Here is a 25,185-nt window from a genome sequence, read left to right on the forward strand (position 1 = left end):
TCCTTCTCCGTCGTCAGTAGGCGAACGCCAGGGGCGCGTCGTCGTCCTGGTCCCCGCCGACGGGCACCGTCGGCGGCTCCTCGAACGGGTCGGCGCCGCGTTGGATGTAGGTCTTGAGCAGCCCGAGCTCGATCACCGCGAGGACGCCGTAGAGCGCGGTCAGGCTGGCCAGCGAGATCCACGCCTCGGTGACGCTCACGCCGGGGGAGACGCCGCGCTCGGTCGTCATCAGCCCGAACACCACCCACGGCTGGCGCCCCATCTCGGTGAAGATCCAGCCGAAGGAGTTGGCGGCCACGGCGGCGATCGGCAACGACAGGCCGACGATGCCGAACCACCGGCTGGTGGGGGTGCGGCCGCCGCGCGTCAGCCACAGCAGTACGGCGGCGCCCGCGGCCGCCCCGAGCCCCAGCCCGATCATCAGCCGGAAGGACCAGTAGGTGACCGGGATGATCGGCACGTAGTCCTGCGGGGTGTAGTAGGCGGCGCCGGGGTCCTCGCCGTACTCCGCCCGGTATTCGGCGCGCAGGTCGTTGATCCCCTGCACCTCGCCGTCGAAGCTGCCGGTGCCGAGGAAGGAGAGCAGGCCGGGGATCTCGATGATGTTCGTGGCCTCCGAGCCGTCGAGCCTCCCGATCGAGAGGACCGAGAAGGGGGCGTTCTCGGTGGTCTCGTAGAGCCCCTCCGCCGCCGCCATCTTCATCGGCTGCACCTCGGTCATGATCTTGCCCTGGATGTCGCCGCTCACCGCGACGCCGATCCCGGCGATGAGGGCGGCCACCGCACCGAAGCGGATCGCCTTGCGGTACAGCGGACGGTCCTCGGGCTTGCGCAGGAAGAGCCACGCGGCGACGCCGACCATGAAGACGCCGGCGGTGAGGTAGGCCGAGAGGATCACGTGCGGGAAGGTGACCAGCTGCACCTTGTTGACCATCACGCCCCAGAAGTCGGCCAGCTCGGCCCGCCCGGTGTCGGGGTTGTAGGTGTAGCCGACCGGGTTCTGCATCCAGGAGTTAGCCGCGAGGATGAACCACGAGCTGACCAGGGTGCCGACGTGCACGATCCACATGCAGGCGGCGTGCAGGCCGCGCGGGAGCCTGTCCCAGCCGAAGATCCACAGCCCGATGAAGGTGGACTCGAGGAAGAACGCGAGCAGCGCCTCCACCGCCAGGGGAGCGCCGAAGATGTCGCCGACGAAGCGGGAGTAGTCCGACCAGTTCATCCCGAACTGGAACTCCTGCACGATGCCGGTGGCGACCCCGATGGCGAAGTTGATCAAGAAGAGCTTGCCGAAGAACTTGGTGAGTCGCAGCCACTCCTCGCGCCGGGTGCGGACCCAGAGCGTCTCCATGATCGCGATCAGCAGGGTCAGGCCGATGGTGAGCGGCACGAAGAGGAAGTGGTAGACGGTGATGATCCCGAACTGCCATCGAGCGATCTCGAGGACGTCCATGCCGGGGCTCCTTCGCGAGTGGGATGACGACGCGGCGTCGTACTACACGATGTAGTTGTACACCTACGACGCCCCGTAGGAGAAGTCGGGGGGCCCGATATCCTGGTGACCATGCCCACTCCCCGTGCCCGCTTCGGCGACCTCGAGCGAGCCGTGCTCGACGTGCTGTGGGCCAGCCCGGCGCGCGCGATGACCGTCCGGGAGGTGCACGAGCAGCTCGCCGGCTCCCGCGATCTGGCCTACACCACCGCGATGACGGTGCTGGACCGGATGGCCAAGAAGGGACTGCTGGAGCAGGAGCGGGCGGGGCGCGCCTACACCTACCGGGCGCGCAGCACCCGCGCCGACATGACCGCCGAGCTGATGCGCGAGACCCTCGACGACGTGGCGGCGGAGGACCGCGCGCACGCGCTCGTCGCCTTCGTCGGCGAGGCGGACCCGGACGAGATCGCGGCCCTGCGCGCCGCACTCGAGAGCCTGGACGCCCAGGACGACTGAGTGACCCCGGTCGTCTTGGGCGCGCTCGCGCTGGTGCTCGCCGGGCCCGTGCCGTGGCTGCTGCTGCGGCTTCCCTGGCTGCGCCGTACTCCGGCCGCGGCGCTGCTGCTGTGGCAGTCCGTGGCGCTGGCCGCCGTGCTGGCCGCGCTCGGCGCCGGCGTCTCGCTGGCCACCGCGCTGGCGCGCGACGGGCGGGTCGACGATCTCCTCGGCACACCCGTCGCCACCGTGGTCGCGGCCCTGGTGGCGCTGCTCACCCTGACCGTCGCCGGGCGGCTCCTGCTCAGCGGCCACCGGGTCGGCACCGAGCTGCGCGCCCTGCGGCGGCGGCACCGCGAGCAGGTCGACCTGGTGGCCAGCCGGGAGGGCGACGGGCTGCACATCCTGGAGCATCCCCTGCCGGTGGCCTGGTGCCTGCCGGGGATGCGCGGGCGCCGGATCGTGGTCTCCGAGGGACTGCTGCGGGCGCTGCCCGCCGAGCAGGCGGCCGCCGTGGTCGCGCACGAGCGCGAGCACCTGCGCTCGCGGCACGACCTGGTGCTGGAGGCGTTCACGGTGCTGCACCGCGCGTTCCCCGGCTGGGTGGCCAGCGCCCCCGCGCTGCGCGAGGCTGCGCTGCTGGTGGAGGTGCTGGCCGATCGGGCCGCCCGGAGGGAGTACGGCGCCCGCGCGCTGGCCGGCGCCCTGGTCGCGGTCTCGACCGCCGGCACGCCCGAGGGGTCGCTCGGCGTGGCGGGGGAGGGGAGCGACCTGCTGGTGCGGGTCCGGCTGGCGGGCGAGGACCGACCGCGGCGGGTGCAGGCGGCCCTGCTGGTCCTCACCGCCGCCGGGCTGCTCGCCCTGCCGACCGCGCTGGTGGTGTGGCCCTGGGCCGCGGACCTGCTGGCTGCGTGAACAAGCGCCGACTGGGCGACACGCACCCGTGTGATCCGTGTGGCGGATGTGGCGACACCGTAGGGTCGGAGCATGGCGACCCGTACGTCTTCCCCGCCGGGGTCGCGGAGCAAGAGCACGTCCCGAAGCAGTGGCACCCAGCCGCGGAATAAGGCCGGCTCGAGCACCCGATCCCGGAGTACCAGCAGCCGCAGCCCGCAGCGGCGCGTGCCGCCGCGCGCCGTACGCACCGGGCCCGGCCCCGTGCTGCGCTTCTTCCAGGTCGTCTGGCGTGCCGTCGCCGCGGCCTGGCTGGGTGCCGCGCACGCGGTGGGAAGCACCGCCCGCAGCCTGAGCGGGGCCGCGAAGGACCTCGAGCCCGAGCAGCGCCGCGACGGCGTCGGGCTGCTGCTGATCGCGCTGGCCATCGTGGTCGCCGCCGGCGTGTGGTGGCAGATCCCCGGCGGCGCGATGGACCTGGTCCGTCAGATGGTCTCCGGCTCGGTCGGCAAGGCCGCCTGGCTGGTGCCGCTTCTGCTGGTCCTCGTCGGCTGGCGCAACATGCGCGACCCCGAGCACAACGGGCCGGCCGGCCGGCAGGTGATCGGCTGGTCGTCCCTGGCGCTCGGCGTCCTGGGCATCATCCACGTCGCCGCCGGCAACCCGCAGCCCGAGCTCGGGGACTCCTCGGCGCTGCAGAGCGGCGGCGGGGCGATCGGGTTCGTCATGTCCAGCCTGCTGCTGGACCTGCTGCGGACCCCGTTCCTCGTGGTCCCGGTCCTCCTGCTGCTCTCGGTCTTCGGCGTCCTGGTGATCACCGCGACGCCCGTCTACCAGGTGCCGGTCCGGCTCGCCGCGCTGCGCGACCGGCTGCTCGGGCGCGAGGCCCCCGAGGGGGCCCCGGTCGAGGAGCCGACCCAGCCGATGCGCACGCGGCGGCGCAAGCCGGCCGCCGACGACATCGACCCCGAGGCCGGGAACGACGCCTACGAGACCCCGTTCGTCGACCCGGAGTTCAGCGAGGGCCGCGAGCTCGGCAAGCGCAAGGGCCGGAAGAAGGCCGACGAGGCCCCCGCGGAGGTCGCCGATGCGGCGCCCGTCGAGGAGAAGGTCGACCTCGAGCCGCCGCCGCACACCCCGCTGCCCGCGCGGGTCGAGCAGCTCGCGCTGTCCGGCGACATCACCTACCACCTGCCGGAGAACTCCGCGCTCAAGCCCGGGTCCCCGCACAAGGCGCGCTCGGCTGCCAGCGACGAGGTGGTCCAGCGGCTGCAGGGCGTGCTCGACGAGTTCAACATCGACGCCTCGGTCACCGGGTACACCCGGGGCCCGACGGTCACCCGCTACGTCGTCGAGCTCGGCCCCGGCGTCAAGGTCGAGAAGATCACCAACATCCAGAAGAACATCGCCTACGCCGTGGCGTCGGCCGACGTCCGGATCCTCTCGCCGATCCCCGGCAAGTCCGCGGTCGGCGTGGAGATCCCGAACACCGACAAGGAGGTCGTCTCCCTCGGCGACGTCCTTCGCTCCAACACCGCGCGCAGCGACCACCACCCGATGGTTGTCGGGCTCGGCAAGGACGTCGAGGGCGGGTTCGTGGTCGCCAACCTGGCGAAGATGCCGCACATGCTGGTCGCCGGCGCCACCGGCTCCGGTAAGTCCAGCTTCATCAACTCGATGATCACCTCGCTGCTGATGCGGGCCACGCCCGACGAGGTGCGGATGATCATGGTCGACCCCAAGCGGGTCGAGCTGAACGCCTACGAGGGCATCCCGCACCTGATCACCCCGATCATCACCAACCCGAAGAAGGCGGCCGAGGCGCTGCAGTGGGTCGTGCGCGAGATGGACATGCGCTACGACGACCTGGCCAACTTCGGCTTCCGGCACGTGGACGACTTCAACAAGGCCGTCCGCGCCGGCAAGGTCGAGGTCCCGCCGGGCAGCGAGCGCGAGCTGTCGCCGTACCCCTATCTGGTGGTCGTGGTCGACGAGCTCGCCGACCTGATGATGATCGCTCCGCGCGACGTCGAGGACGCGGTCGTGCGGATCACCCAGCTTGCCCGTGCGGCCGGCATCCACCTGGTGCTCGCGACCCAGCGGCCCTCGGTGGACGTGGTGACGGGTCTGATCAAGGCCAACGTGCCGTCCCGCCTCGCCTTCGCCACCTCCAGCCTCGCCGACAGCCGGGTCATCCTGGATCAGCCGGGCGCGGAGAAGCTGGTCGGCCAGGGCGACGGGCTGTTCCTGCCGATGGGCGCCTCCAAGCCGGTGCGCGTCCAGGGCTCCTGGGTCACCGAGACGGAGATCCAGCAGGTGGTCGCGCACTGCAAGCAGCAGCTGTCGCCCACCTATGTCGAGGAGGTCACCGCGCCCGCGCAGTCCAAGCGCGAGCTAGACGACGACATCGGCGACGACCTCGACCTGGTGATCCAGGCGGTCGAGCTGGTGGTGTCGACCCAGTTCGGGTCGACCTCGATGTTGCAGCGCAAGCTGCGTGTCGGCTTCGCCAAGGCGGGCCGGCTGATGGACATTCTGGAGAGCCGCGGAGTCGTCGGCCCCAGTGAGGGCTCCAAGGCCCGAGACGTCCTCGTCAAGCCCGACGAGGTCGACGAGATGATCGCGACGCTGCAGGGGGAGATGTGAGCGCCCAGGTTCACGAGAACGTGTACGACGCCGGCGGCAACCCCGGCGACCGACTCGCGGTCGCGCCCGACCCGGTCGAGGTCCGGCGCAACGCCGGGCTGATGGCCGCGATCGGCGCGGTGGCCTCCGGGGTGGCGATCGCCTACCTCGGTCGCGCCGCCGACACCGGTGAGGTGCTCGACTGGGTGCTGATGGGCGTCATGGCCCTGCTCGGAGCCTGGCACCTCGCCCTGTTCGTCGACAGCCGTACCCCGCTGCTGGTCGCCGACAGCCAGGGTGTGCGCCTGCGGCTCGGACGCAGCTGGCGCGGGCTGCCCTGGGGGTCGCTGCGCGCGGTGGAGCACACACCGCGCCGCGGCCTGCTGCGCGACGGCCGGGTGGTGCTGGTGCCGCACGCCAGCGAGAAGGTGCTCAGCGAGCTCGACGGCAGCGGGCGACGCCAGGCCCGGATGGCCGAGCGCATCTACGGCGCGCCCTTCGCCGTACCCCTCGGGCTGACCACGCGGGTCCGCGGCCTGGGCGACGCCCAGGACCTCTCCCAGGCGCTGACGGCGCTGGCCGGCAGCGGCGTGCAGGTGGTCACCCTGGTGCCCACCGAGGACGAGGCCCCGGACGCCGAGACCGACGAGCCGGTCGACCCCCCGCAGGCGCGGGCCGCCGAGGCCCCGGAGGTCGACACCGACCGCGCCGGCGAGGAGGAGTACGGCGAGCCCGGCGAGACCCGGGGCTCCGGCCGGGGCTGGCGCGACCCGCGTCCGGCGGTGGCCGGCGCGATCTCGGCGGCCTCCGGGCTGTTCCGTCTGCCGGGCCAGCGGCCCAAGCCGGCCGAGGAGGAGCCGGACGAGGACCTGCCCGCCGCCGAGACCGAGGCCTCCGAGACCGAGGTTGCGGAGCCCGAGGTCGCGGAGCCCGAGGTTGCGGAGGTCGGCGAGACCGACGCTCCCGAGGCCGAGGTCGAGAGCGAGCCGGTCGAGGACGACGCCGCCCCCGAGCCGCTCGTGTGGAGCAAGACCTCCGAGCGCGAGGACGACGCGGCGACGGCGTTCGCCGACGACGACGCCGACGACGACACCGAGCCGACCGTCGAGGTCTCGCCGACCCCGCCGCCGAGCCGGGTCGCGCGGCTGGCCCAGCGGGCCCAGCTCACCGTCCGCCTGGACCGGGGCGCCCCCGAGCCGGACGACGAGCGTCCCTCCGCGCGAGAGCTGCGCCGCCGGGGCAGCGAGGTGAGCCTGGTCGAGGACACCCAGGCGTGGGGCGAGCGGGTCCGCCCGCTGGCCAAGCCCGGATCGCCGGTCGCGCCGCTGGTGATCGACGAGTTCGCCGCCGAGCCCGCCGAGGACCCGGTCATCGGGCCCGAGCTGCGCGCCGCCCGGACCCGGCTCGGGCTCTCGGTCGACCAGCTCGCCGAGCGCACCCGGATCCGCCCGCACGTGATCGAGTCGATGGAGGTCGACGACTTCCAGCCGTGTGGCGGCGACTTCTACGCCCGCGGTCACCTGCGCACCCTGGCCCGGGTGCTCGGGATCGACGTGGCGCCGCTGCTGGAGAGCTTCGACGACCGCTACGCCCACGCCCCGATCAGCCCGCGCACGGTCTTCGAGGCCGAGCTGGCGACCGGCACCCACGGCGGTATCCGCGGCACCCGCGGCGGCCCCAACTGGTCGGTCCTCGTGGCCGCGGTGATGGCGATCATCCTGGCCTGGTCGATCGCCCGGCTGGCGATGGACGGCCCGGAGGAGGTCCGGCAGATCCCCAGCCTCGGGGGCGGCTCGGGCGGCGTGAGCAGCTCGGCCCCGCAGTCCGGCGGCACCATCCCGGTGCTGCTGCGCGCCGCGGGCGGCGGCGCCAGCGTGACGGTGCGCGACGGCGAGGGCGAGGTGGTCTTCACCGGCGACCTCGCCTACGGCGCGACCCGGCCGCTGGACGTCGTACCCCCCGTCCGCGTGGAGTCCTCCGACGGCGGCCTGGAGGTCGTGGCCGACGGCGTGGAGAAGGGGCAGCTCGGTGATCCCGGTCACCCTGCCACCGGCACGTTCGTCGCGCGCTGAGCGATCCGGCCGGTGACCGGGCATACTCGTCGCCGAGATGACCGACACCGTGCATGACCCCCTGTCCGTCGCGCTCGTCACCCTCGGGTGCGCGCGCAACGACGTCGACTCCGAGGAGCTCGCGGGCCGGCTGGAGGCAGACGGCTTCCGGCTGGTCGAGGACCCCGACGCCGCGGACGCCGTGGTGGTGAACACCTGCGGCTTCGTGGAGGCGGCCAAGAAGGACTCCGTGGACACGCTGTTGGCCGCGGCCGACCTCAAGGAGGAGGGCCGCACCCGCGCCGTGGTGGCCGTGGGCTGCCTGGCCGAGCGCTACGGCAACGAGCTCGCCTCGTCCCTGCCCGAGGCCGACGCGGTGCTCGGCTTCGACGACTACCCCGACATCGCCGCCCGGCTCACCTCGATCGTGGCCGGAGAGCAGCACCACCCGCACACCCCGCAGGACCGGCGCCGGCTGCTGCCGATCTCGCCGGTGGACCGGGCCGCCTCGACCGCCGCGGTCCCCGGCCACGGCACCGCACCCGCGACGCCGGAGGACCTGCGCGGAGCCCCGCAGTCCGGCCCGCGGGCGGTCCGCCGGCGGCTCGGAGCCGGGCCGATGTCCCCGCTGAAGCTGGCATCCGGCTGCGACCGGCGCTGCACGTTCTGCGCGATCCCGACCTTCCGCGGGTCCTTCGTGAGCCGCCGCCCGGCCGATGTGCTGTCCGAGGCCCGCTGGCTGGCCGAGCAGGGCGTGCGCGAGGTGTTCCTCGTCAGTGAGAACTCCACGTCCTACGGCAAGGACCTCGGCGACCTGCGGCTGCTGGAGACGCTGCTGCCCGAGCTCGCGGCGGTCGAGGGGATCGAGCGGGTCCGGGTGTCCTACCTGCAGCCCGCGGAGACCCGGCCCGGCCTGGTGTCCGCGATCGCGGCGACGCCCGGCGTGGCGCCGTACTTCGACCTCAGCTTCCAGCACGCCTCGGCGAGCGTGCTGCGGCGGATGCGCCGCTTCGGCGACCCCGAGAGCTTCCTCGGGCTGCTCGAGCAGGTGCGCGCGCAGGCGCCGGCCGCGGGGGTGCGCTCCAACGTGATCGTCGGCTTCCCCGGCGAGACCGAGGAGGACCTCGCCACGCTGTGCGACTTCCTCGAGGCGGCGCGGCTCGACGTCACCGGCGTCTTCGGCTACTCCAACGAGGACGGCACGGAGGCCGAGGGGTACGACGGTCAGCACGACGAGGGCGAGATCGCCGACCGGGTGGCACACGTGACCGCCCTGGTCGAGGAGCTCACCGCCCAGCGGGCCGAGGAGCGGCTCGGCGAGGAGGTCGCGGTGCTCGTGGAGAACGTGACCACCGAGGACGGCGAGGTCGTCGTCGAGGGCCGCGCCGCCCACCAGGGGCCCGAGGTGGACGGGACCACGCAGCTCACCGGCGCGGTCGACGGTCTGCGCGTGGGCGATCTGGTGCCCGCGGTGGTCACCGCCGCCGAGGGAGCCGACCTGTTGGCCGCCGTCGCGTCGACCGGTCAGGGGGGTCGACTGTGAGCACCGAGCAGAAGCCCAGCAACCTCAACGTCCCCAACCTGCTCACGACCCTGCGGATCGTGATGGTGCCCTTCTTCGGCTGGGCGCTGCTGGTCGACGGCGGCGAGTCCGTGACCTGGCGGCTGGTCGCCTGGGCGATCTTCGTGGCCGCGATGATCACCGACAAGATCGACGGCGACCTGGCGCGCAAGCACGGCCTGGTCACCGACTTCGGCAAGATCGCCGACCCGATCGCGGACAAGGCGATCACCGGGATGGCCTTCATCGGCCTGTCCATCGTCGGGGATATCTGGTGGTGGGTCACCGTGCTGGTTCTGCTGCGCGAGTGGAGCGTGACCCTGCTGCGTCTCTCGATCCTCAAGGACGTGGTGATCGCGGCCTCCAACAGCGGCAAGATCAAGACCACGCTGCAGGCGGTCGCGCTCGCCGGCCTGATCCTCCCGCTGCCACACGGCGACGGCTCGCATGCGGCCGCCTTCGGGCCGCCGCTGGGCTCCTTCGAGCTCGCCGGCGATGTGCTCTTCTACCTCGCGCAGGTGCTGCTCGCCGGTGCGGTCGCCGCGACCCTGTGGTCGGGCTGGGAGTTCTTCCGCGACGTGTGGCGCCAACGCGGCGACCTCAGGACCGCGCGTACGTCGCGCCGGGCGCGCTGAGCGAGTCCCGCCGCGCCGATTCGTTCGCAGGAAGTTCACCCGCGTGAGCGGGTGCCAGGGGCCCCTCCCGGGGTTATCGTGAGCCGACCCGCGGCACTGCCGCGACGACGCTGCTCACTCGGCTCGCTCGGAAGGTTCCTTCATGCCCCGCTCGTCCCGCACTCACCGGCGCTCGCTGCTCGCCCTCGGTGCCCTGACCCCCCTCGTCGTCGGCCTGGCCACCGTGCCCGCGTCGGCGAACCCGGCCGGCACCGGTCTGGTCATCAGCGAGGTCTACGGCGCCGGCGGGAACTCCGGCGCCGTCTACAACGCCGACTTCGTCGAGCTCTACAACCCGACCTCCGAGCCGATCTCGCTGGCCGGCACGTCGGTGCACTACCGCTCCGCGGCGGGCGGGTCCGGTGGGTCGCCGTACGCCCTGTCCGGCTCGGTCCCGGCGGGAGAGCACTTCCTGGTGCGGATGTCCGCGGAGGGCACCAACGGGCAGGCGCTGCCGACCCCGGACGCCGTCGCGACGCCGTCGTTCAACCTGGCCGCGGCGGGCGGGCAGGTCTACCTGCTCGACGGCACGACGCCGGTCACCACCAGCGGCGACCTGGCCGGCAACCCGGCCGTCGTGGACATGGTCGGCGCGAGCGGCGCCACCAGCTTCGAGACCGCGCCCACCGGTGCGGGCAGCGCGACCCTGTCGCTGAACCGGGCCGCCACCGGCGCGGACACCGACGACAACAGCGCCGACTTCTCCACCGCCGCGCCCAGCCCGTCCGTGGGCGGGACCACCGAGCCGCCGGGCGAGGCCGGAGAGCTCACCATCGCCGAGATCCAGGGCACCGATGCCGCGACCTCGCCGTACGTCGGTCAGCAGGTCACCACCCAGGGCGTGGTGACCGCGGCGTACCCGACCGGCGGCTACAACGGCTTCTACATCCAGACGGCCGGCACGGGCGGCGCGACCGACGCCACGCCGGGTGCCTCCGACGCGATCTTCGTCTACGGCTCCGAGGCGGTCGGGCAGGTCCAGATCGGGCAGTACGTTGAGGTCTCGGGCACCGTCACGGAGTTCTCCGGCACGACCGAGATCACCCAGCCGACGGTGACCGACCTGGGTGCCGCGCCGGCACCGGTGACGCCCGCGACGATCGCCTACCCGACGACCGAGGCGGCGCGCGAGGCCCGCGAGGGCGAGCTGCTCGCGCCGACCAACGAGTTCACCGTCACGAACAACTACTCCACCAACCAGTACGGCGAGATCGGGCTGGCCACCGGCTCCGAGCAGCTGTGGCAGCCGACCGACCGGGCCGACGCCCAGGACACCGCGGCGATCCAGGCGATCGTGGCCGACAACGCCGCCCGCGCGGTGACGCTGGACGACGGCGCGTCGTGGAACTACCTCACCACCTACGAGAACACCCCGATGCCCTGGCTGACCCAGGACAACCCGGTCCGCGTCGGGTCCGCGGCCACCCTGCAGGCGCCGGTGATCCTGGAGTACCGGAACAACCTGTGGAAGTTCCAGCCGCGCTCGCAGGTGACCGACGACGGCCGCTCCGTCGCGACGTTCAGCGACACCCGCAGCGCCAACCTGGCGCCGCGCGACGTCGGCGGCGACCTCAAGCTCGGCACGATGAACGTGCTCAACTACTTCGACACCACCGGTGAGGACTGGGTGGCGGCCGGCGGCTCGTGCACCTACTACGTCGACCGCGCCGACGACCCGGTGACCACGAACAACTGCACCGGCGGCGCGACCGGCTCCGGCCCGCGCGGCGCCGCGGAGTCCAGCGGCGGCACCGACCTGACCGCGCCGGACGCCGATCTGGAGCGGCAGCGCACCAAGATCGTCAAGGCGATCAACACCATGGACGCCGACATCGTCTCCCTGGAGGAGATCGAGAACTCCGTGGCGCTGGGCGAGACCGACCGCGACGTCGCGCTGCGCAGCCTGGTGGACGCGCTCAACGCGGCTGCGGGCAGCGAGCGCTGGGCCTACGTGCCCTCGCCGCCGGCCGACCAGCTGCCGCCGGTGGCCGAGCAGGACGTCATCCGCACCGCGTTCATCTACAACCCGAACACCGTCGAGACCGTGGGCGACTCGCGCGTCCTCGTCGGCTCGGCCGCCTTCAGCAACGCCCGCGAGCCGCTGGCCCAGGCGTTCAAGCGGGTCGGCGCGCTGGACGCGGACGCGATCGCGGTGATCGTGAACCACTTCAAGTCCAAGGGCTCCGGCGTCGACGACGGCACCGGCCAGGGCAACGCCAACCCGGACCGGATCGCGCAGGCGCGGGACCTGGCGGCGTTCGCCGAGCAGTTCGGCAAGGACCGGGGGACGGACAGGATCTTCCTGGCCGGCGACTTCAACTCCTACAGCAAGGAGGACCCGATCCAGGTGCTGGAGGGAGCGGGCTACACCAAGCTGACGAGCGACCAGCCGGGCGACGTCTCCTACCAGTTCGGCGGGCTCGGCGGCTCGCTGGACCACATCCTCGCCAGCCCCGCGGCGCTGGACTCGGTCACCGGGATGGACATGTGGTCGATCAACGCCGAGGAGTCCGTCGCGTTCGAGTACAGCCGCTACAACTACAACGCCCGGCTGCTCTACCAGGACAACGTCTTCCGGGCCTCCGACCACAACCCGGAGGTCGTCGGGATCGACGCGCCGTTCTCGACCACGACGAGCCTGACCGCCGTACCCGACGAGATCCGCTTCAAGAAGGAGACCACCACCCTCACGGCCACCGTCAGCGGCGGCACCGGGACGGTCACCTTCTACGTCGACGGTCGCCGGGTCGGCACCGCCCCGGTCGTGGACGGTACGGCGGAGCTCACCGCCGGCCCGTACCGCTCGACCGGCACCTACACCGTCCGCGCGGTCTACTCCGGCGACGAGGACTACACCGGCAGCGAGGACACCGCCACCTTCGAGGTCTACAAGGGCAAGCCTCGCTGACGGGGGCGGAGCGATCCCCGGTTCACCGGGTAATCCGCCACTTCCCGGCTGAAATTTCGGCCGGGAAGCGTCCGTTTCGCCGGTGAACCGGGGAACCGCACGGCGACCGGTCAGCGCAGGGCGAGGGCGGCCTGGACCAGGGTGAGGTGGCTGAACGCCTGGGGGAAGTTGCCGGCCATCCGGCGGCCGGCGACGTCGTACTCCTCGGAGAGCAGGCCGACGTCGTTGGCCAGCGAGCACAGCCGGTCGAAGAGGGCGTGCGCGTCGTCGGTGCGGCCGGCGGCGGCGTAGGCGGCCACCAGCCAGAACGAGCAGGCGAGGAAGGGGTGCTCGTTCCCGGCGACCCCGTCCACGCCGGTCTCGGTGCGGTAGCGCAGCAGCAGCCCGTCGCGCATCAGGTCGCGCTCCACCGCCTCGATCGTCCCGAGGATCCGCGGGTCGGTGCCGGGCAGGAAGCCGACCAGCGGCAGGGTGAGCAGGGAGGCGTCCACCTCGTCGGTGTCGTAGTGCTGGGTGAAGGTGCCGCGCTCGGCGTTCCACCCGCGCTCCATGATCTCCGCGTGCACCTGGTCGCGCAGCTCGCGCCAGCGCTCGACCGGGCCGTCGAGGCCGTGGTCCTCGACCCCGCGGATCGCCCGGTCGAAGGCCGCCCACACCATCACCCGGGAGTGGGTGAACATCCGCGCGGGGCCGCGGATCTCCCACAGCCCCTGGTCCGGCTCCTGCCAGGTGCGCGCCAGCTCCTCCACGAGGCGGCACTGCATCGACCAGCTGTCGCGGGTCTCGGTGACGCCGCCCTGCCGGGCCTGCTCGAGCGCGATCATCACCTCACCGAGGACGTCGTTCTGCCGCTGGGTCACCGCGCCGTTGCCGATCCGCACGGGCAGGGAGCCGGCGTACCCCGGCAGGTGGGCGAGCTCGCGCTCGGGCAGGTCACGGCCGCCGTCGACGGCGTACATGATCTGCAGGTCCGCGGGGTCGCCGGCCACCGCGCGCAGCAGCCAGTCCCGCCACTGGCGGCTCTCGTCGGCGAACCCGGCCCCCAGCAGCGCCTCGAGGGTCAGCGCCGCGTCGCGCAGCCAGCAGTAGCGGTAGTCCCAGTTGCGCACCCCGCCGAAGTCCTCGGGCAGCGAGGTGGTCGGCGCGGCGACGATCCCCCCGGTCTCGGCGTGGGTCATCAGGCGCAGGGTCACCAGCGACCGTGCGACCAGCTCGGCATGGGGTACGTCGTCCGGCGCGGCCGAGGTCCACGAGTGCTCCTCGTCGCGGGAGTCCGCGAGCGCCGACTCCACCTCGCGCGGCTCCAACAGCGGGTCCCAGGCGCGGTTCCAAACGGTGCTCCAGACCAGCGACTCGCCCTCGGTCACGTCGAACTCGTCGACGTGGTGCCGCCCGTCGGCCACCGGCAGCCGCGGACCGTGCAGGACGAACCGGTCGGGGCCGGCGACCGCGGCGATCACCTCCTGGCCCTCGGGCGTCCGGGTCCGCGAGACCCACGGCACGATGTCGCCGTACCAGGTGCGCACGATCCACTCGTGCCGCATCCGGACCCGTCCGCGCACCCCCGTGACCACCCGCACCAGGTCCGCGCGGTCGTTGGCCGAGGGCATCAGGTCGGTGACGCTCACCTGCCCCTCGTCGGTGGTCCAGGTGGTCTGCAGGATCGAGGTCCCGTCGACGTAGTGCCGCTCCGGGACCGCCCGGGGGTCGTCGGGCGCCAGCAGCCACCGGCCGTGATCCTCGGTCCCGAGCAGGGCCGCGAAGCAGGCGGGGGAGTCGAAGCGGGGCAGGCACAGCCAGTCCACCGACCCCCGGCGGGACACCAGCGCGCAGGTGAAGCGGTCCCCGATGACGGCGTAGTCCTCGATCGGCTCGGCCATGTCGACCGAACCTACCGGCTGCCTACGATGCCTCCATGGAGGAGTCCGAGGGCGTGGCGCAGGCGCTGGTGCGCGAGCTGACCGACCGGGGCGAGACCCTGGCGGCGGCCGAGTCCATCACCGGGGGCCGGGTGGCCGCGGCGGTCACCGCCGTACCCGGCTCCTCAGCCGTCCTCGCGGGCGCGGTGGTGAGCTATGCGACCCGGGTGAAGGTCGACGTGCTCGGCGTGCCGGCGGAGGTGGTGGAGCGCGACGGCGTGGTCTCCGAGGCGTGCGCCCGCGCGATGGCCGAGGGAGTACGGCGCCTCCTCGACACGACCTGGTCGGTCGCCACCACCGGGGTCGCCGGGCCCGGCCCGAGCGAGGGGGTGCCGGCCGGTACGGTCTGGGTGGGCCTCGCGGGGCCGGGGACGAGCCGCGCGGTGCTGCTGGGGCTGGAGGGGAGCCGGGGCGAGATCCAGGCCACGGCGACCGACGACTCCCTGGGGCTTCTGGCCCGGGAAGTCATCGGCCTCCGGTAGCGTTAGGACACACGGCGAGACGCGTTCGCAGAGAGGTGGGCAGGCATGGTGCTCTTCCGCAGGGTGCTGGGTGAGGCGCTGCGCGCTGCCCGGATGCAGCGCGGCATGACGCTCCGCGAGGTCTCCAAGGAGGCCCGGGTGAGCCCCGGCTACATCTCCGAGATCGAGCGCGGCACCAAGGAGGCCTCCTCCGAGCTGCTGGGCTCGCTGTGCCAGGCCCTGGACATCCCGCTCTCGGTGGTGCTGCGCGAGGTGAGCTCCGCGGCGGCTCTGGAGGAGCGCGCGCTGGAGATCAGCACGCCGCAGATCGCCGGCCGCGGCGGCGACGTGGTGGCCTCGGCCGCCTGACGCAGCGCCGCGCCGACAGCGGGCCCGCGCCGGCTCAGGCCGGCTGGCAGGTCGGGCAGTGGTGCGCGTCCCGCCGGCGACCGGCGGGGCCGACCTTCAGCACCCGGATCGTGCTCAGGCACCGGGTGCACGCCTTGTGCCCGAAGACCCGCAGCTCGGGCCGGGTGTAGCGCTCGGGGTCCATCCGAGCCGGAGCGGGCGCGACCAGCGCCTCGAGGTCGACCTCGCCCGCGGGGCGCAGGGGGTGCACCCGGGCGGCGAAGCACAGCTCGGCGGCCCACATGGTGCCGACGCCGGCGAGGTTGCGCTGGTCGAGCAGCGCGTCGAAGACCGGGCGCGCGGGGTCGGCGCCCAGCCGGGCCGCCGCGGCGGCGGGGTCCCAGTCGGCGCCGAGCACGTCCGGGCCGAGGTGGCCCAGCAGGGCAGCCTCACGCTCGGTAGGCAGCAGTTCGACGACGCCGAGCAGGAACCCCACGGCCTGCGCGGACGGGACGGCCAGCACCAGCCGGGCCTGATGACCGGGCCGCGGCCAGCGCTGCCCGGGACGCAACACCCGCCAGCTGCCGTCCATCCGGAGGTGGGTGTGCACGCTCCACTCACGCGTTCCCCGGAGCTCCCGGTCGGCCCGGAGCCGGGTGAGCAGGTGCTTGCCGCGGGGCACGGTGGCGACGACCTCGGCGCGGCTGAGGTCGACCGTGGCCAGCCGGGGCACCCGGAAGTCGGTGCGGGTGAGCACCTGCCCGCTCAGCGCGTCGTCCAGGCGCCGGGCCGTGCGCCAGACCGCGTCCCCCTCAGGCACGCAGCCGCAGCCCTCTCGGCGTCGCCACGAAGCCGGCGGCGGTCAGCGCCGCCCGCAGCGGGCTGTCCGGTCGGCCGAGCAGCGGGTCGCCGTCCGCCTTCTCCACCACCAGCTGCCCGAGCGCACCCCGGCCTGCGGCCTCGGCGAGCGAGCCGAACGCCTGAGTGAGCACCGCCTCGTCGTCGGTCCAGGTGAGCAGGGTGCGCCCGCCGCGCTCGACGTAGGCGACCAGCTCGCCGTCCACCAGCACGACCAGGGCCCCGGCCTTGCGGCCCGGCCGGTGCCCGCCCTCGTCGGTGCGCTCCGGCCAGGCCAGGGCGGCGCCGTAGGGGTTCGCCGGGTCGGTGGCGGCCAGCGTGACCGCGACCGGGTCGCGCTCGCCGGTGAAGGTGCGCAGCCGGTCGATCGCCCCGACGGTGCCGAACTGCGCCGCGCCCAGCCCGTCGACGAAGTATCCGCGGCGGGCACGGCCGGAGTCCTCGAAAGCGGCGAGCACGGAGTAGACCCCGGCGAAGCCGCCCGGCACCCGCTCGGCCTGGACGGCGCCTCGGGTCACCACCCCGTGCCGCTCCAGCAGCCGCTCGGCGACGGCGTGCATCCGGCGGGTCCGGTCCGGCTCGATCTCGGGCAGCAGCGCCCAGCGACCCGACGTGCCGGGCGGACCGGTGCGCGGAGGCATCGGAGTGCGCCCGGGTCGACCGAGGCGTCCGCTCCGCGCCCGGGGAGGGGTACGGCGACCCCGGTGCGCCGTGCGCCCGGCCCCGGTGCGGGCCCGCAGCGGTGCCAGGGTGTCGCCGGAGACCCGGCCGGCCCAGACCAGGTCCCACAGGGCGGCCGCGACCTCGGCGTCCGGAGCACCGGCGGCGTCGGCGAGCTGCCGGAAGAACCAGGCGCCGCCCGGCTCCAGGGCGTCGAGCAGGGCGCGGTGCAGCTCGGTGACCTCCAGGTCGCCGGGGTCGGGCAGGCTCAGCTCGGCCTGGTCGGCCGGGTGCAGGGAGACCCAGCCGTCCTCGCCGGGCAGCGCCCCGTGCCCGGCCCACAGCACCTCCCCGGTCGCCATCAGCTCGTCGAGCATCGCGGGCTGGTAGTCGCGCACCCGCGCGGGCAGCACCAGCGACTCCAGCGCGCTGGCGGGCACCACCGCGCCGGCGAGCTGGTCGACCGCATCCAGCACCCCGTCGACGCCGCGCAGCCCGCCGCGGCCGACGCCGACCCGCTGCCAGGTGGGCAGGAAGCGGCCCAGCACCCGCTGCTCGACGGGCTCGACCTCCTGGCGCAGCCGGGCCAGCGAGCGCCGTCGGATCCGTCGCAGCACGTCGGCGCCGCACCACTCGGTGCCCTGGCCGCCGGGGCTGAACTCACCCTCGACGACCCGACCCTGGGCCGACAGCCGGGCCAGGGTGTGCCGGACGACCGCGATGCCCAGGCCGAGGCGGGCGGCCACGTCCTCGGCGGTGAAGGGGCCGTGGGTCCGGGCGTAGCGGGACACCAGGTCGCCGACCGGGTCGTCGACGGACTCCAGGTGGGCGGCCGGGGTGCCGGGCGGCACGGCCACGCCCAGCCCGTCGCGCAGTCGGGCGACGTCCTCGATGACGGCGTACCGCTGCTCGCCGGCGACCCGCAGCGCCACCGCACGCCGGGCATCCACGAGCGCGGCGAGCCAGTCGGAGACCGGCGAGGAGGGCACCGTCCGGGCGGTCACCTCCTCGGCCGAGAGCGGCCCGATCGTGCGGAGCAGGTCGGCGACCCCCTCGGCGTCGCGGGCCTGTCGCTCCGGGTCGAGCCGCTGCAGCTCGGCCTCCACCTCGACCAGCACGTCGGGGTCCAGCAGCTCGCGCAGCTCGGCCCGCCCGAGCAGCTCGCCCAGCAGGGCCTGGTCCAGCGACAGCGCGGCCGCCCGGCGCTCGGCCAGCGGGGAGTCGCCCTCGTAGAGGAACTCCGCGACGTAGCCGAACAGCAGCGACCGGGCGAACGGCGAGGGCTGCCGGGTCTCGACCTCCACGACCCGCACCCGCCGCTGCTCGATCTCGCGGGCGAGGGTGAGCAGCGACGGCAGGTCGTAGACGTCCTGCAGCACCTCGCGCACGGTCTCCAGCACGATCGGGAAGGACGGGTACTGGGCGGCGACGCTGAGCAGCGAGGCCGCCCGCTGCCGCTGCTGCCACAGGGGCGCCCGGCGGCCCGGATCGCGCCGGGGCAGCAGCAGCGCCCGCGCGGCCGCCTCGCGGAAGCGGGAGGCGAACAGCGCCGAGCCGCCGACCTCGGTGGTCACGATCTCCTCGACCTCGCCGGGGTCCATCAGCACCAGCTCGGCGGTGGGCGCCTCGTCGCCGGTGTCGGGGATCCGCAGCACGATCCCGTCGTCGGAGGCGACGGCCTGTGCCTCGACGCCCAGCCGCTCGCGCACCCGGGCGTTGATCGCCAGCGCCCAGGGGGCGTGCACCGCCAGGCCGTAGGGCGAGTGCAGGACCAGCCGCCAGTCGCCGAGCTCGTCGCGGAACCGCTCGACCAGCAGGGTCCGGTCGTCCGGCACCACCCCGGCGGCCTCCCGCTGCTCGGCGATGTGCGCGACCAGGTTGCCGGCCGCCCACTCGTCCAGCCCCGCCTCGCGCGCCCGCTCCAGCGCGCGCTCCTCCGGCAGGGCAGTCAGCGCGCGGGTGAACTCGCCGACCGCACGGCCCAGCTCGGCCGGCCGCCCGGGGGAGTCGCCCCGCCAGAACGGCAGCCGACCCGGCACGCCCGGCGCGGGCGAGACCAGCACCCGGTCGTGGGTGATGTCCTCGATCCGCCAGGAGGTCGCGCCGAGCGCGAACACGTCCCCGACCCGGGACTCATAGACCATCTCCTCGTCCAGCTCGCCCACCCGGCGGCCCGGCCCCTCGCCACCGACCAGGAAGACCCCGAAGAGCCCCCGGTCGGGGATCGTCCCGCCGCTGGTCACGGCCAGCCGCTGAGCGCCCGGCCGTGCGGTGAGCTGCCCGGTCACCCGGTCCCACACGATCCGCGGCCGCAGCTCGGCGAACTCGTCGGAGGGGTAGCGCCCCGAGAGCAGGTCGAGGACGGCGTCGAAGGCGCTGCGCGGCAGGGAGGAGTACGGCGCGGCCCGCCGCACCAGGTCGAAGAGCTCGTCGGCGTCCCAGGAGTCCATCGCCAGCGTGGCCACCACCTGCTGGGCCAGCACGTCCAGCGGGTTGGCCGGCACCGACAGCGCCTCGATCGCGCCGCTGCGCATCCGCTCCACGGTGACCGCCGTCTGCGGCAGGTCGCCCCGGTGCTTGGGGAAGAGCACGCCGCGCGAGACCTCGCCGACCTGGTGGCCGGCCCGGCCGACCCGCTGCAGGCCGCTGGCCACCGACGGGGGCGACTCCACCTGGATCACCAGGTCGACCGAGCCCATGTCGATGCCGAGCTCGAGACTGCTGGTGGCCACCACCGCGGGCAGCCGGCCGGACTTGAGGTCGTCCTCGATCAGCGCCCGCTGCTCCTTGGAGACCGAGCCGTGGTGGGCGCGGGCGATCACCGGAGCCGCGCCCTCGGTGGCGCCGGCCTGGCCCATCAGCTCGGCCGGCGGGCGCCCAGGGTCATCGGGGGAGTCGGGGGACTCCTCGGCGGCGTCGCCGGCGAGCTCGTTGAGCCGGGCGGTCAGCCGCTCGGCGAGCCGGCGGGAGTTGGCGAAGACGATGGTCGAGCGGTGCTGCCCGATGAGCTCGGCGATCCGCTCCTCGACGTGCGGCCAGAGCGAGCGGCCTTGCTGCGGGTCGTCCTCGGTCTCGTCGTACCCTCCCGGCTCGGTCATGTCCTCCACGGGCACGACGACCCGCAGGTCCCAGGCCTTCTGCGCCGGGGGCGCGACGATCTCGACCGGGGTGGGGCCGCCGAGGAAGCGCGCGACCTCCTCCAGCGGGCGCACGGTGGCCGAGAGCCCGATCCGCTGCGCGGGGCGCTCCAGCAGCTCGTCGAGCCGCTCCAGCGAGAGCGCCAGGTGCGCGCCGCGCTTGGTGCCCGCCACCGCGTGCACCTCGTCGATGATCACCGTGTCCACGTCGCGCAGCGACTCGCGCGCCTGCGAGGTGAGCATGAGGAACAGCGACTCGGGCGTGGTGATGAGCACGTCCGGCGGCCGGCTGGTCAGCCGGCGGCGCTCGGCCGCGGGAGTGTCGCCGGAGCGCACCCCGACGGAGATCTCCGGCGCCGGCTGCCCCATCCGCTCGGCGGTCTGCCGGATGCCGACGAGCGGGCTGCGCAGGTTGCGCTCGACGTCGACCGCGAGCGCCTTAAGCGGGGAGACGTAGAGCACCCGGGTGCCCGACCCGGGCTCGCGCACCAGGTGGTCCAGCCCCCAGAGGAACGCCGCCAGCGTCTTGCCCGACCCGGTCGGGGCGACGACCAGCGCGTTCGCTCCGCGCGAGACCGCCTCCCACGCGTCGGCCTGCACCGGCGTGGGCGCCTCGAAGGCCGCCTCGAACCACGCCCGGGTGGGCGCGCTGAAGCGCTCCAGGGCGTCGGCGGCGTCGGTGGGTGGGGTCACCGGGCCAGTCTCGCTCACGCCGCCGACAACCGCCCGCGCAGTGCCCGCCCTCAGCTGCCGCGCAGGTCGAAGTCCTCGTCGCGGTGCTCGGTGCCGATCCGCTCGTCGGCGTTCTCGCTCTCCCGCTGCCGCAGCTCGACCCGCCGGATCTTCCCGGAGATGGTCTTGGGCAGCTCGAAGAACTCCAGCCGCCGCACCCGGAGGTACGGCGGGAGGTGCTCGCGCGCGTAGGCCAGGATCGAGCGGGCGGTCTCGGCCGTCGGCTCGTGACCGTCGACGAGGGCGACGTACGCCTTCGGCACCGCCAGCCGCACCGGGTCGGGCGCGGGCACCACCGCCGCCTCGGCCACGGCCTCGTGCTCGATGAGCACGCTCTCCAGCTCGAAGGGGCTGACCTTGTAGTCGGAGGCCTTGAAGACGTCGTCGGTGCGGCCGACGTAGGTGATGTAGCCGTCCTCGTCGCGGGCCGCCACGTCGCCGGTGTGGTAGTAGCCGCCGGCCATCGCGTCGGCGTTGCGCGCCGCGTCGCCCTGGTATCCCGTCATCAGCGGCAGCGGCTCGGCACCCAGGTCCAGGCAGATCTCGCCCTCCCCGACGCCGTCCACGCGCTCCCCGGTGTTGGGGTCGACGAGCACGACCGGGAGGCCGGGCAGCGGGCGACCCATCGAGCCCGGCCGGACCTCCTGGCCGGGGGTGTTCCCGATCTGCGCCGTGGTCTCGGTCTGGCCGTAGCCGTCGCGCAGCGTCATGCCCCAGGCCCGCTCCACCTGGGCGATCACCTCGGGGTTGAGCGGCTCGCCCGCCCCGATCGCCTCGCGCAGGGAGGAGGGCCTGCCCCCGGACAGGTCCGCGTTGATGAGCATCCGCCACACCGTCGGCGGGGCGCAGAAGGTGGTGACGCCCTCGTTCTCCAGCTGCCCGAGCAGCGAGGCCGCGTCGAAGCGGGCGTAGTTGAACACCAGCACGGTCGCCTCGGCCAGCCAGGGGGCGAAGAAGTTCGACCAGGCGTGCTTGGCCCAGCCGGGGCTGGAGATGTTGAGGTGCACGTCGCCGGGCTGCAGGCCGAGCCAGTAGACGGTCGAGAGGTGCCCGACGGGGTAGGAGCGGTGGGTGTGCTCGACCAGCTTGGGCCGCGACGTGGTGCCGGAGGTGAAGTAGAGGAGCAGCCGGTCGGTCGTGCCGTTGCCGGGGTGCTCGACCGGCTCCTCGGCGCGGTCGTAGGCGGCGGCGTACTCCAGCCAGCCCTCGGTCCGCTCACCCACGGCGAAGCGGTGCAGCTCGACGTCGAGGTCGGCGAACTTGCCGGTGTCGGAGGCGTTGCAGACGACCGCGCGCGCCTCCCCGCGCTGCACCCGGTCGGCGAGCTCGGCCGGCGGTGCGGCGGTCGTGGTCGGCATGATCACCGCGCCCAGCTTGATGATCGCCAGCATCGTCTCCCACAGCTCGACCTGGTTGCCGAGCATGACGATGACGCTGTCGCCGGGGCCGATGCCCTGCTCGCGCAGCATCGCCGCGACCTGGTCGGAGCGGCGGGCGAGCTCGTCGAAGGAGTACGACGCCCGCGCGCCGTCCTCCTCCACGATCACCAGGCCCGGCGCGTCGTTGCCGCGGGCGAACGGCTCGAACCAGTCGTGGGCGAAGTTGAAGCAGTCGCCGACGTCGGGCCAGGCGAACCCCTCGATCGCGTCGTCGTAGCTCTCGCGCTGCTCCAGCAGCCGGTCGCGAGCGGAGCGCAGGGCGGTGGTGGCATCGGATGCATCGGTGGACATGGGCTCATCCTTGCGCGGATCCGGCCGGCGCGGCACCCGCTGGCGCGCCGTACTCGAATCTCGGTTCCCCGGTGTCGGCGGCTGCGCCTAGGGTTCGTGACCGTGACCGTGACCGACCCCGACACCGACGTGATGATCCGCGCCCGCGACCTGCGCAAGCGGTTCGGCGACTTCGAGGCGGTGCGCGGCATCGACCTGGACGTCCTCCGCGGCGAGGCGTTCGGCTTCCTCGGCCCCAACGGTGCCGGGAAGTCCAGCACCATGCGGATGATCGCCTCGGTCTCGCCGGTGAGCTCGGGGGAGCTGACGGTGCTCGGGATGGACCCGGCCGAGCACGGCTCGGCGATCCGCGCCCGGCTCGGCGTGTGCCCGCAGGAGGACACGCTGGACAACGAGCTGAACGTGCGCGACAACCTGTTCGTCTACGGCCGCTACTTCGGGCTGCCGAAGGCGGTGGCGGCCGAGCGCACCGACGAGCTGCTGGACTTCGCCAACCTCACCGAGCGGGCCAAGGCGAAGGTGGAGGACCTCTCCGGCGGGATGAAGCGGCGGCTGACCATCGCCCGGTCGCTGATCAACCGGCCCGACCTGCTGCTGCTCGACGAGCCCACGACGGGTCTGGACCCGCAGGCACGGCACGTGCTGTGGGACCAGCTCTACCGGCTCAAGCAGGCGGGCGTGACGCTGGCGATCACCACGCACTACATGGACGAGGCCGAGCAGCTGTGCGACCGGCTGGTGGTCATCGACCGCGGCGAGATCGTGGCGCAGGGATCGCCGCTGGAGCTGATCCGCGAGCACTCCACCAGGGAGGTCGCCGAGCTGCGCTTCGGGGTCGGCGAGCACGAGGGCCTGGTCGAGCAGGTCGCCGACCTGGGGGAGCGGGTCGAGGTGCTGCCCGACCGGCTGCTGGTCTACAGCGGCGACGGCGAGGAGGTGGTCGCGCGGGCGCACGAGCGCGGCCTGCAGCCGCTCGCGGTGCTGGTGCGGCGCTCGACGCTGGAGGACGTGTTCCTCCGGCTGACCGGACGGACGCTGGTGGAGTGATGGCGACGACCGGCCCGACCCGCGACGCGCGGGACACGACCACGGGGGAGCCCCGCGACCTGACGCTGTGGGAGGGCCTGGCGCGCCAGCGCGACTACTGGTGGACGGTCTATCGGCGCACCTGGAAGGCGTCGATCATCAGCTCGTTCGTCAGCCCGATCTTCTACGTCGTGGCGATGGGCGTGATCCTCGGCGGCTTCATCGCCGGTGACCCGTCCACGCTCGAGGGGGCGGACAGCTACCTCGCGTTCGTCGTGCCCGGGCTGGTGAGCGCGCACGCCATGCAGACCGCCGTGGGCGAGACGACGTACCCCGTCATGGGTGCGGTGAAGTGGCACAAGGTCTACTTCAGCCAGCTCGCCACGCCGCTGACGCCCGCGCACGTCGCGATCGCACACCTGCTGTTCATGACCGCGCGGGTGGCGAGCGCGTGCGGCGTGTTCATGCTGGTGCTCGCGCCGTTCGGGCTGTTCACCACCTGGTGGGGGCCGTTCGTGGCGTTCCTCGCGCAGGTGCTGACCGGTGCGGCCTGCGGGGCGCTGACCTACGCGATGAGCATCCGGATGCGCAGCGAGGCCGGCTTCGGGGTGTTCTTCCGGCTGGTGGTCTTCCCGCTGTTCCTCTTCTCCGGGGCGTTCTTCCCGGTGGACAACCTCGGCCCCGTGGGCGCGGCGATCGCCCGGCTGACCCCGCTGTGGCAGGGGGTGAACCTGTCCCGGATGTTCACCGTCGGGCAGGTCGACTGGTCCGTGGCCGCCGTCAACGTGGTCGTCCTGCTGGCCCTGCTGGCGCTCGGGACGTGGCTCTCGGTGACTGGCCTGCGGAAGCGGGTGACCGACTGATGAGCAGCCTGACCCCCGACCGCACGCCCGTCTCGCCGCTCACGCCGTGGCAGGCGACCTGGCTGCTGGTGCAGCGCAACTACATCACCTACAAGGCTGAGTGGAAGCTCTTCCTCACCGGCTTCCTGGAGCCGGTGTTCTTCCTGTTCTCCATCGGCATCGGCGTCGGGCAGCTCATCGGCTCCTTCACCGTGGGCGGCGAGCAGGTGCCCTACGCCGCCTTCGTCGCGCCGGGGATGCTCGCGGCCAGCGCCTTCAACGGCGCCCTGATGGACTCCACGTTCAACGTGTTCTTCAAGCTGCGCTACGAGAAGCTCTACGACCAGATCCTGGCCACGCCGCTGCGGGTGCCCGACATCGCCCGCGGGGAGATCCTCTGGGGCAACCTGCGCGGCGGTGCCTACTCCGCCGGCTTCCTGGTCGTCATGCTGGCGATGGGGCTGATCCAGTCGTGGTGGGCGCTGCTCGCGCTGCCCGCCGCGCTGCTGATCGGGTTCGCGTTCTCCGCGGTCTGCATGGGGCTGACGACCTTCATGACCAGCTGGCAGGACTTCGACAAGATCACCTTGATCCAGCTGCCGATGTTCCTGTTCTCCGCGACGTTCTTCCCCGTCACCGCCTTCCCGGACTGGCTGCGCTGGGTGGTGGAGCTGACGCCGCTCTACCGCGGCGTCGTGCTGTGCCGCGAGCTCACCACCGGCGCCGTCGGCTGGGGGAGCCTGGTGTCGGTGGTCTACCTGGCCGCCATGGGCCTGCTCGGCCTCTGGCTGGTACGCCGCCGGCTGGCGGCGCTGCTGCTCACCTGAGG

17 protein-coding genes are annotated in these 25,185 nt (G+C 73.4%); 12 read left to right on the forward strand and 5 right to left on the reverse strand.

Going from position 1 to position 25,185, the window contains the following annotated elements; genetic code table 11:
- Window positions 1-13 precede the first annotated feature (13 nt).
- Complete coding sequence (locus K8W59_RS07015) at window positions 14-1,453, reverse strand: cytochrome ubiquinol oxidase subunit I (protein ID WP_223398820.1); 1,440 nt, start codon at window positions 1,451-1,453, stop codon at window positions 14-16.
- A gap of 111 nt (window positions 1,454-1,564) precedes the next feature.
- Between K8W59_RS07015 and K8W59_RS07020 the strand changes: the two genes are divergently transcribed.
- The 7 genes from K8W59_RS07020 to K8W59_RS07050 all read left to right on the forward strand — a co-directional run bounded on the left by K8W59_RS07020 (window position 1,565) and on the right by K8W59_RS07050 (window position 12,643).
- On the forward strand, window positions 1,565-1,951 hold the full coding sequence (locus K8W59_RS07020; protein ID WP_223398824.1) for a BlaI/MecI/CopY family transcriptional regulator: 387 nt from the start codon (window positions 1,565-1,567) through the stop codon (window positions 1,949-1,951).
- The gene (locus tag K8W59_RS07025; RefSeq protein ID WP_223398828.1) at window positions 1,952-2,845 is read left to right on the forward strand and encodes a M56 family metallopeptidase; all 894 of its coding nucleotides are present in this window, start codon (window positions 1,952-1,954) and stop codon (window positions 2,843-2,845) included.
- Between the two features lie 72 nt (window positions 2,846-2,917).
- Window positions 2,918-5,470, forward strand: a complete 2,553-nt coding sequence (locus tag K8W59_RS07030; RefSeq protein ID WP_223398832.1) for a DNA translocase FtsK — start codon at window positions 2,918-2,920, stop codon at window positions 5,468-5,470.
- Entirely contained in the window at window positions 5,467-7,521 is a 2,055-nt protein-coding gene (locus K8W59_RS07035) for a helix-turn-helix domain-containing protein (RefSeq protein WP_223398836.1), read from the forward strand. The genes K8W59_RS07030 and K8W59_RS07035 overlap by 4 nt, the downstream gene beginning before the upstream one ends.
- Before the next feature lie 61 nt (window positions 7,522-7,582).
- Window positions 7,583-9,043 (forward strand): 30S ribosomal protein S12 methylthiotransferase RimO, encoded by a 1,461-nt coding sequence (gene rimO / locus K8W59_RS07040; protein ID WP_223399754.1) that lies wholly within the window; start codon window positions 7,583-7,585, stop codon window positions 9,041-9,043.
- Entirely contained in the window at window positions 9,040-9,696 is a 657-nt protein-coding gene (pgsA, locus tag K8W59_RS07045) for a CDP-diacylglycerol--glycerol-3-phosphate 3-phosphatidyltransferase (RefSeq protein WP_223398840.1), read from the forward strand. Before rimO ends, pgsA begins: the two co-directional genes overlap by 4 nt.
- A gap of 142 nt (window positions 9,697-9,838) precedes the next feature.
- The gene (locus tag K8W59_RS07050; protein ID WP_223398853.1) at window positions 9,839-12,643 is read left to right on the forward strand and encodes an ExeM/NucH family extracellular endonuclease; all 2,805 of its coding nucleotides are present in this window, start codon (window positions 9,839-9,841) and stop codon (window positions 12,641-12,643) included.
- A gap of 110 nt (window positions 12,644-12,753) precedes the next feature.
- Here K8W59_RS07050 and K8W59_RS07055 read toward each other — a convergent pair whose 3' ends face one another.
- Window positions 12,754-14,523: a glycoside hydrolase family 15 protein gene (locus K8W59_RS07055; RefSeq protein ID WP_223398855.1), complete on the reverse strand. Its 1,770-nt coding sequence runs from the start codon at window positions 14,521-14,523 to the stop codon at window positions 12,754-12,756.
- Between the two features lie 35 nt (window positions 14,524-14,558).
- Here K8W59_RS07055 and K8W59_RS07060 point away from each other — a divergent pair, with 35 nt between their 5' ends.
- Together K8W59_RS07060 and K8W59_RS07065 are read left to right on the forward strand one after the other, a co-directional pair.
- A complete protein-coding gene (locus K8W59_RS07060) occupies window positions 14,559-15,044 on the forward strand; it encodes a CinA family protein (RefSeq protein WP_223398857.1) in 486 nt (161 codons plus the stop codon).
- A 45-nt stretch (window positions 15,045-15,089) separates the two neighbouring features.
- A complete protein-coding gene (locus tag K8W59_RS07065; protein WP_223398859.1) occupies window positions 15,090-15,392 on the forward strand; it encodes a helix-turn-helix domain-containing protein in 303 nt (100 codons plus the stop codon).
- Window positions 15,393-15,426: 34 nt separating this feature from the next.
- Here K8W59_RS07065 and K8W59_RS07070 read toward each other — a convergent pair whose 3' ends face one another.
- The 3 genes from K8W59_RS07070 to K8W59_RS07080 are packed head-to-tail and all read right to left on the reverse strand — an operon-like array spanning window position 15,427 to window position 22,488.
- A complete protein-coding gene (locus K8W59_RS07070) occupies window positions 15,427-16,191 on the reverse strand; it encodes a DNA-formamidopyrimidine glycosylase family protein (RefSeq protein ID WP_223398861.1) in 765 nt (254 codons plus the stop codon).
- Window positions 16,184-20,719 carry an ATP-dependent helicase gene (locus K8W59_RS07075; RefSeq protein ID WP_223398870.1) on the reverse strand — a complete coding sequence of 1,512 codons (4,536 nt, stop codon included), beginning with the start codon at window positions 20,717-20,719 and terminating at the stop codon, window positions 16,184-16,186. Before K8W59_RS07075 ends, K8W59_RS07070 begins: the two co-directional genes overlap by 8 nt.
- 50 nt (window positions 20,720-20,769) lie before the next feature.
- Window positions 20,770-22,488, reverse strand: coding sequence for an AMP-binding protein (locus K8W59_RS07080; protein ID WP_223398873.1), 1,719 nt, complete (start codon window positions 22,486-22,488; stop codon window positions 20,770-20,772).
- A 102-nt stretch (window positions 22,489-22,590) separates the two neighbouring features.
- On the opposite strand from K8W59_RS07080, the gene K8W59_RS07085 reads away from it, so the two are divergent.
- Genes K8W59_RS07085 through K8W59_RS07095 form a run of 3 tightly spaced genes read left to right on the forward strand, consistent with a single transcriptional unit; the run spans window position 22,591 to window position 25,183 of the window.
- Complete coding sequence (locus tag K8W59_RS07085) at window positions 22,591-23,535, forward strand: ABC transporter ATP-binding protein (RefSeq protein ID WP_449866986.1); 945 nt, start codon at window positions 22,591-22,593, stop codon at window positions 23,533-23,535.
- A complete protein-coding gene (locus K8W59_RS07090) occupies window positions 23,535-24,377 on the forward strand; it encodes an ABC transporter permease (RefSeq protein ID WP_223398875.1) in 843 nt (280 codons plus the stop codon). Before K8W59_RS07085 ends, K8W59_RS07090 begins: the two co-directional genes overlap by 1 nt.
- Window positions 24,377-25,183, forward strand: a complete 807-nt coding sequence (locus K8W59_RS07095; protein ID WP_223398885.1) for an ABC transporter permease — start codon at window positions 24,377-24,379, stop codon at window positions 25,181-25,183. Before K8W59_RS07090 ends, K8W59_RS07095 begins: the two co-directional genes overlap by 1 nt.
- Window positions 25,184-25,185: the final 2 nt, after the last annotated feature.

The sequence above is a fragment of the Nocardioides rotundus genome, from assembly GCF_019931675.1.
GTDB classification, from domain to species: domain Bacteria; phylum Actinomycetota; class Actinomycetes; order Propionibacteriales; family Nocardioidaceae; genus Nocardioides; species Nocardioides rotundus.

Excerpts from the sequence above, each read along its gene's own strand:
- K8W59_RS07015 (WP_223398820.1), bottom strand. The coding sequence starts at position 1,453 with ATGGACGTCCTCGAGATCGCTCGATGGCAGTTCGGGATCATCACCGTC.
- K8W59_RS07020 (WP_223398824.1), top strand. The coding sequence starts at position 1,565 with ATGCCCACTCCCCGTGCCCGCTTCGGCGACCTCGAGCGAGCCGTGCTC.
- K8W59_RS07030 (WP_223398832.1), top strand. The coding sequence starts at position 2,918 with ATGGCGACCCGTACGTCTTCCCCGCCGGGGTCGCGGAGCAAGAGCACG.
- K8W59_RS07050 (WP_223398853.1), top strand. The coding sequence starts at position 9,839 with ATGCCCCGCTCGTCCCGCACTCACCGGCGCTCGCTGCTCGCCCTCGGT.
- K8W59_RS07055 (WP_223398855.1), bottom strand. The coding sequence starts at position 14,523 with ATGGCCGAGCCGATCGAGGACTACGCCGTCATCGGGGACCGCTTCACC.
- K8W59_RS07060 (WP_223398857.1), top strand. The coding sequence starts at position 14,559 with ATGGAGGAGTCCGAGGGCGTGGCGCAGGCGCTGGTGCGCGAGCTGACC.
- K8W59_RS07065 (WP_223398859.1), top strand. The coding sequence starts at position 15,090 with ATGGTGCTCTTCCGCAGGGTGCTGGGTGAGGCGCTGCGCGCTGCCCGG.
- K8W59_RS07080 (WP_223398873.1), bottom strand. The coding sequence starts at position 22,488 with ATGTCCACCGATGCATCCGATGCCACCACCGCCCTGCGCTCCGCTCGC.
- K8W59_RS07090 (WP_223398875.1), top strand. The coding sequence starts at position 23,535 with ATGGCGACGACCGGCCCGACCCGCGACGCGCGGGACACGACCACGGGG.
- K8W59_RS07095 (WP_223398885.1), top strand. The coding sequence starts at position 24,377 with ATGAGCAGCCTGACCCCCGACCGCACGCCCGTCTCGCCGCTCACGCCG.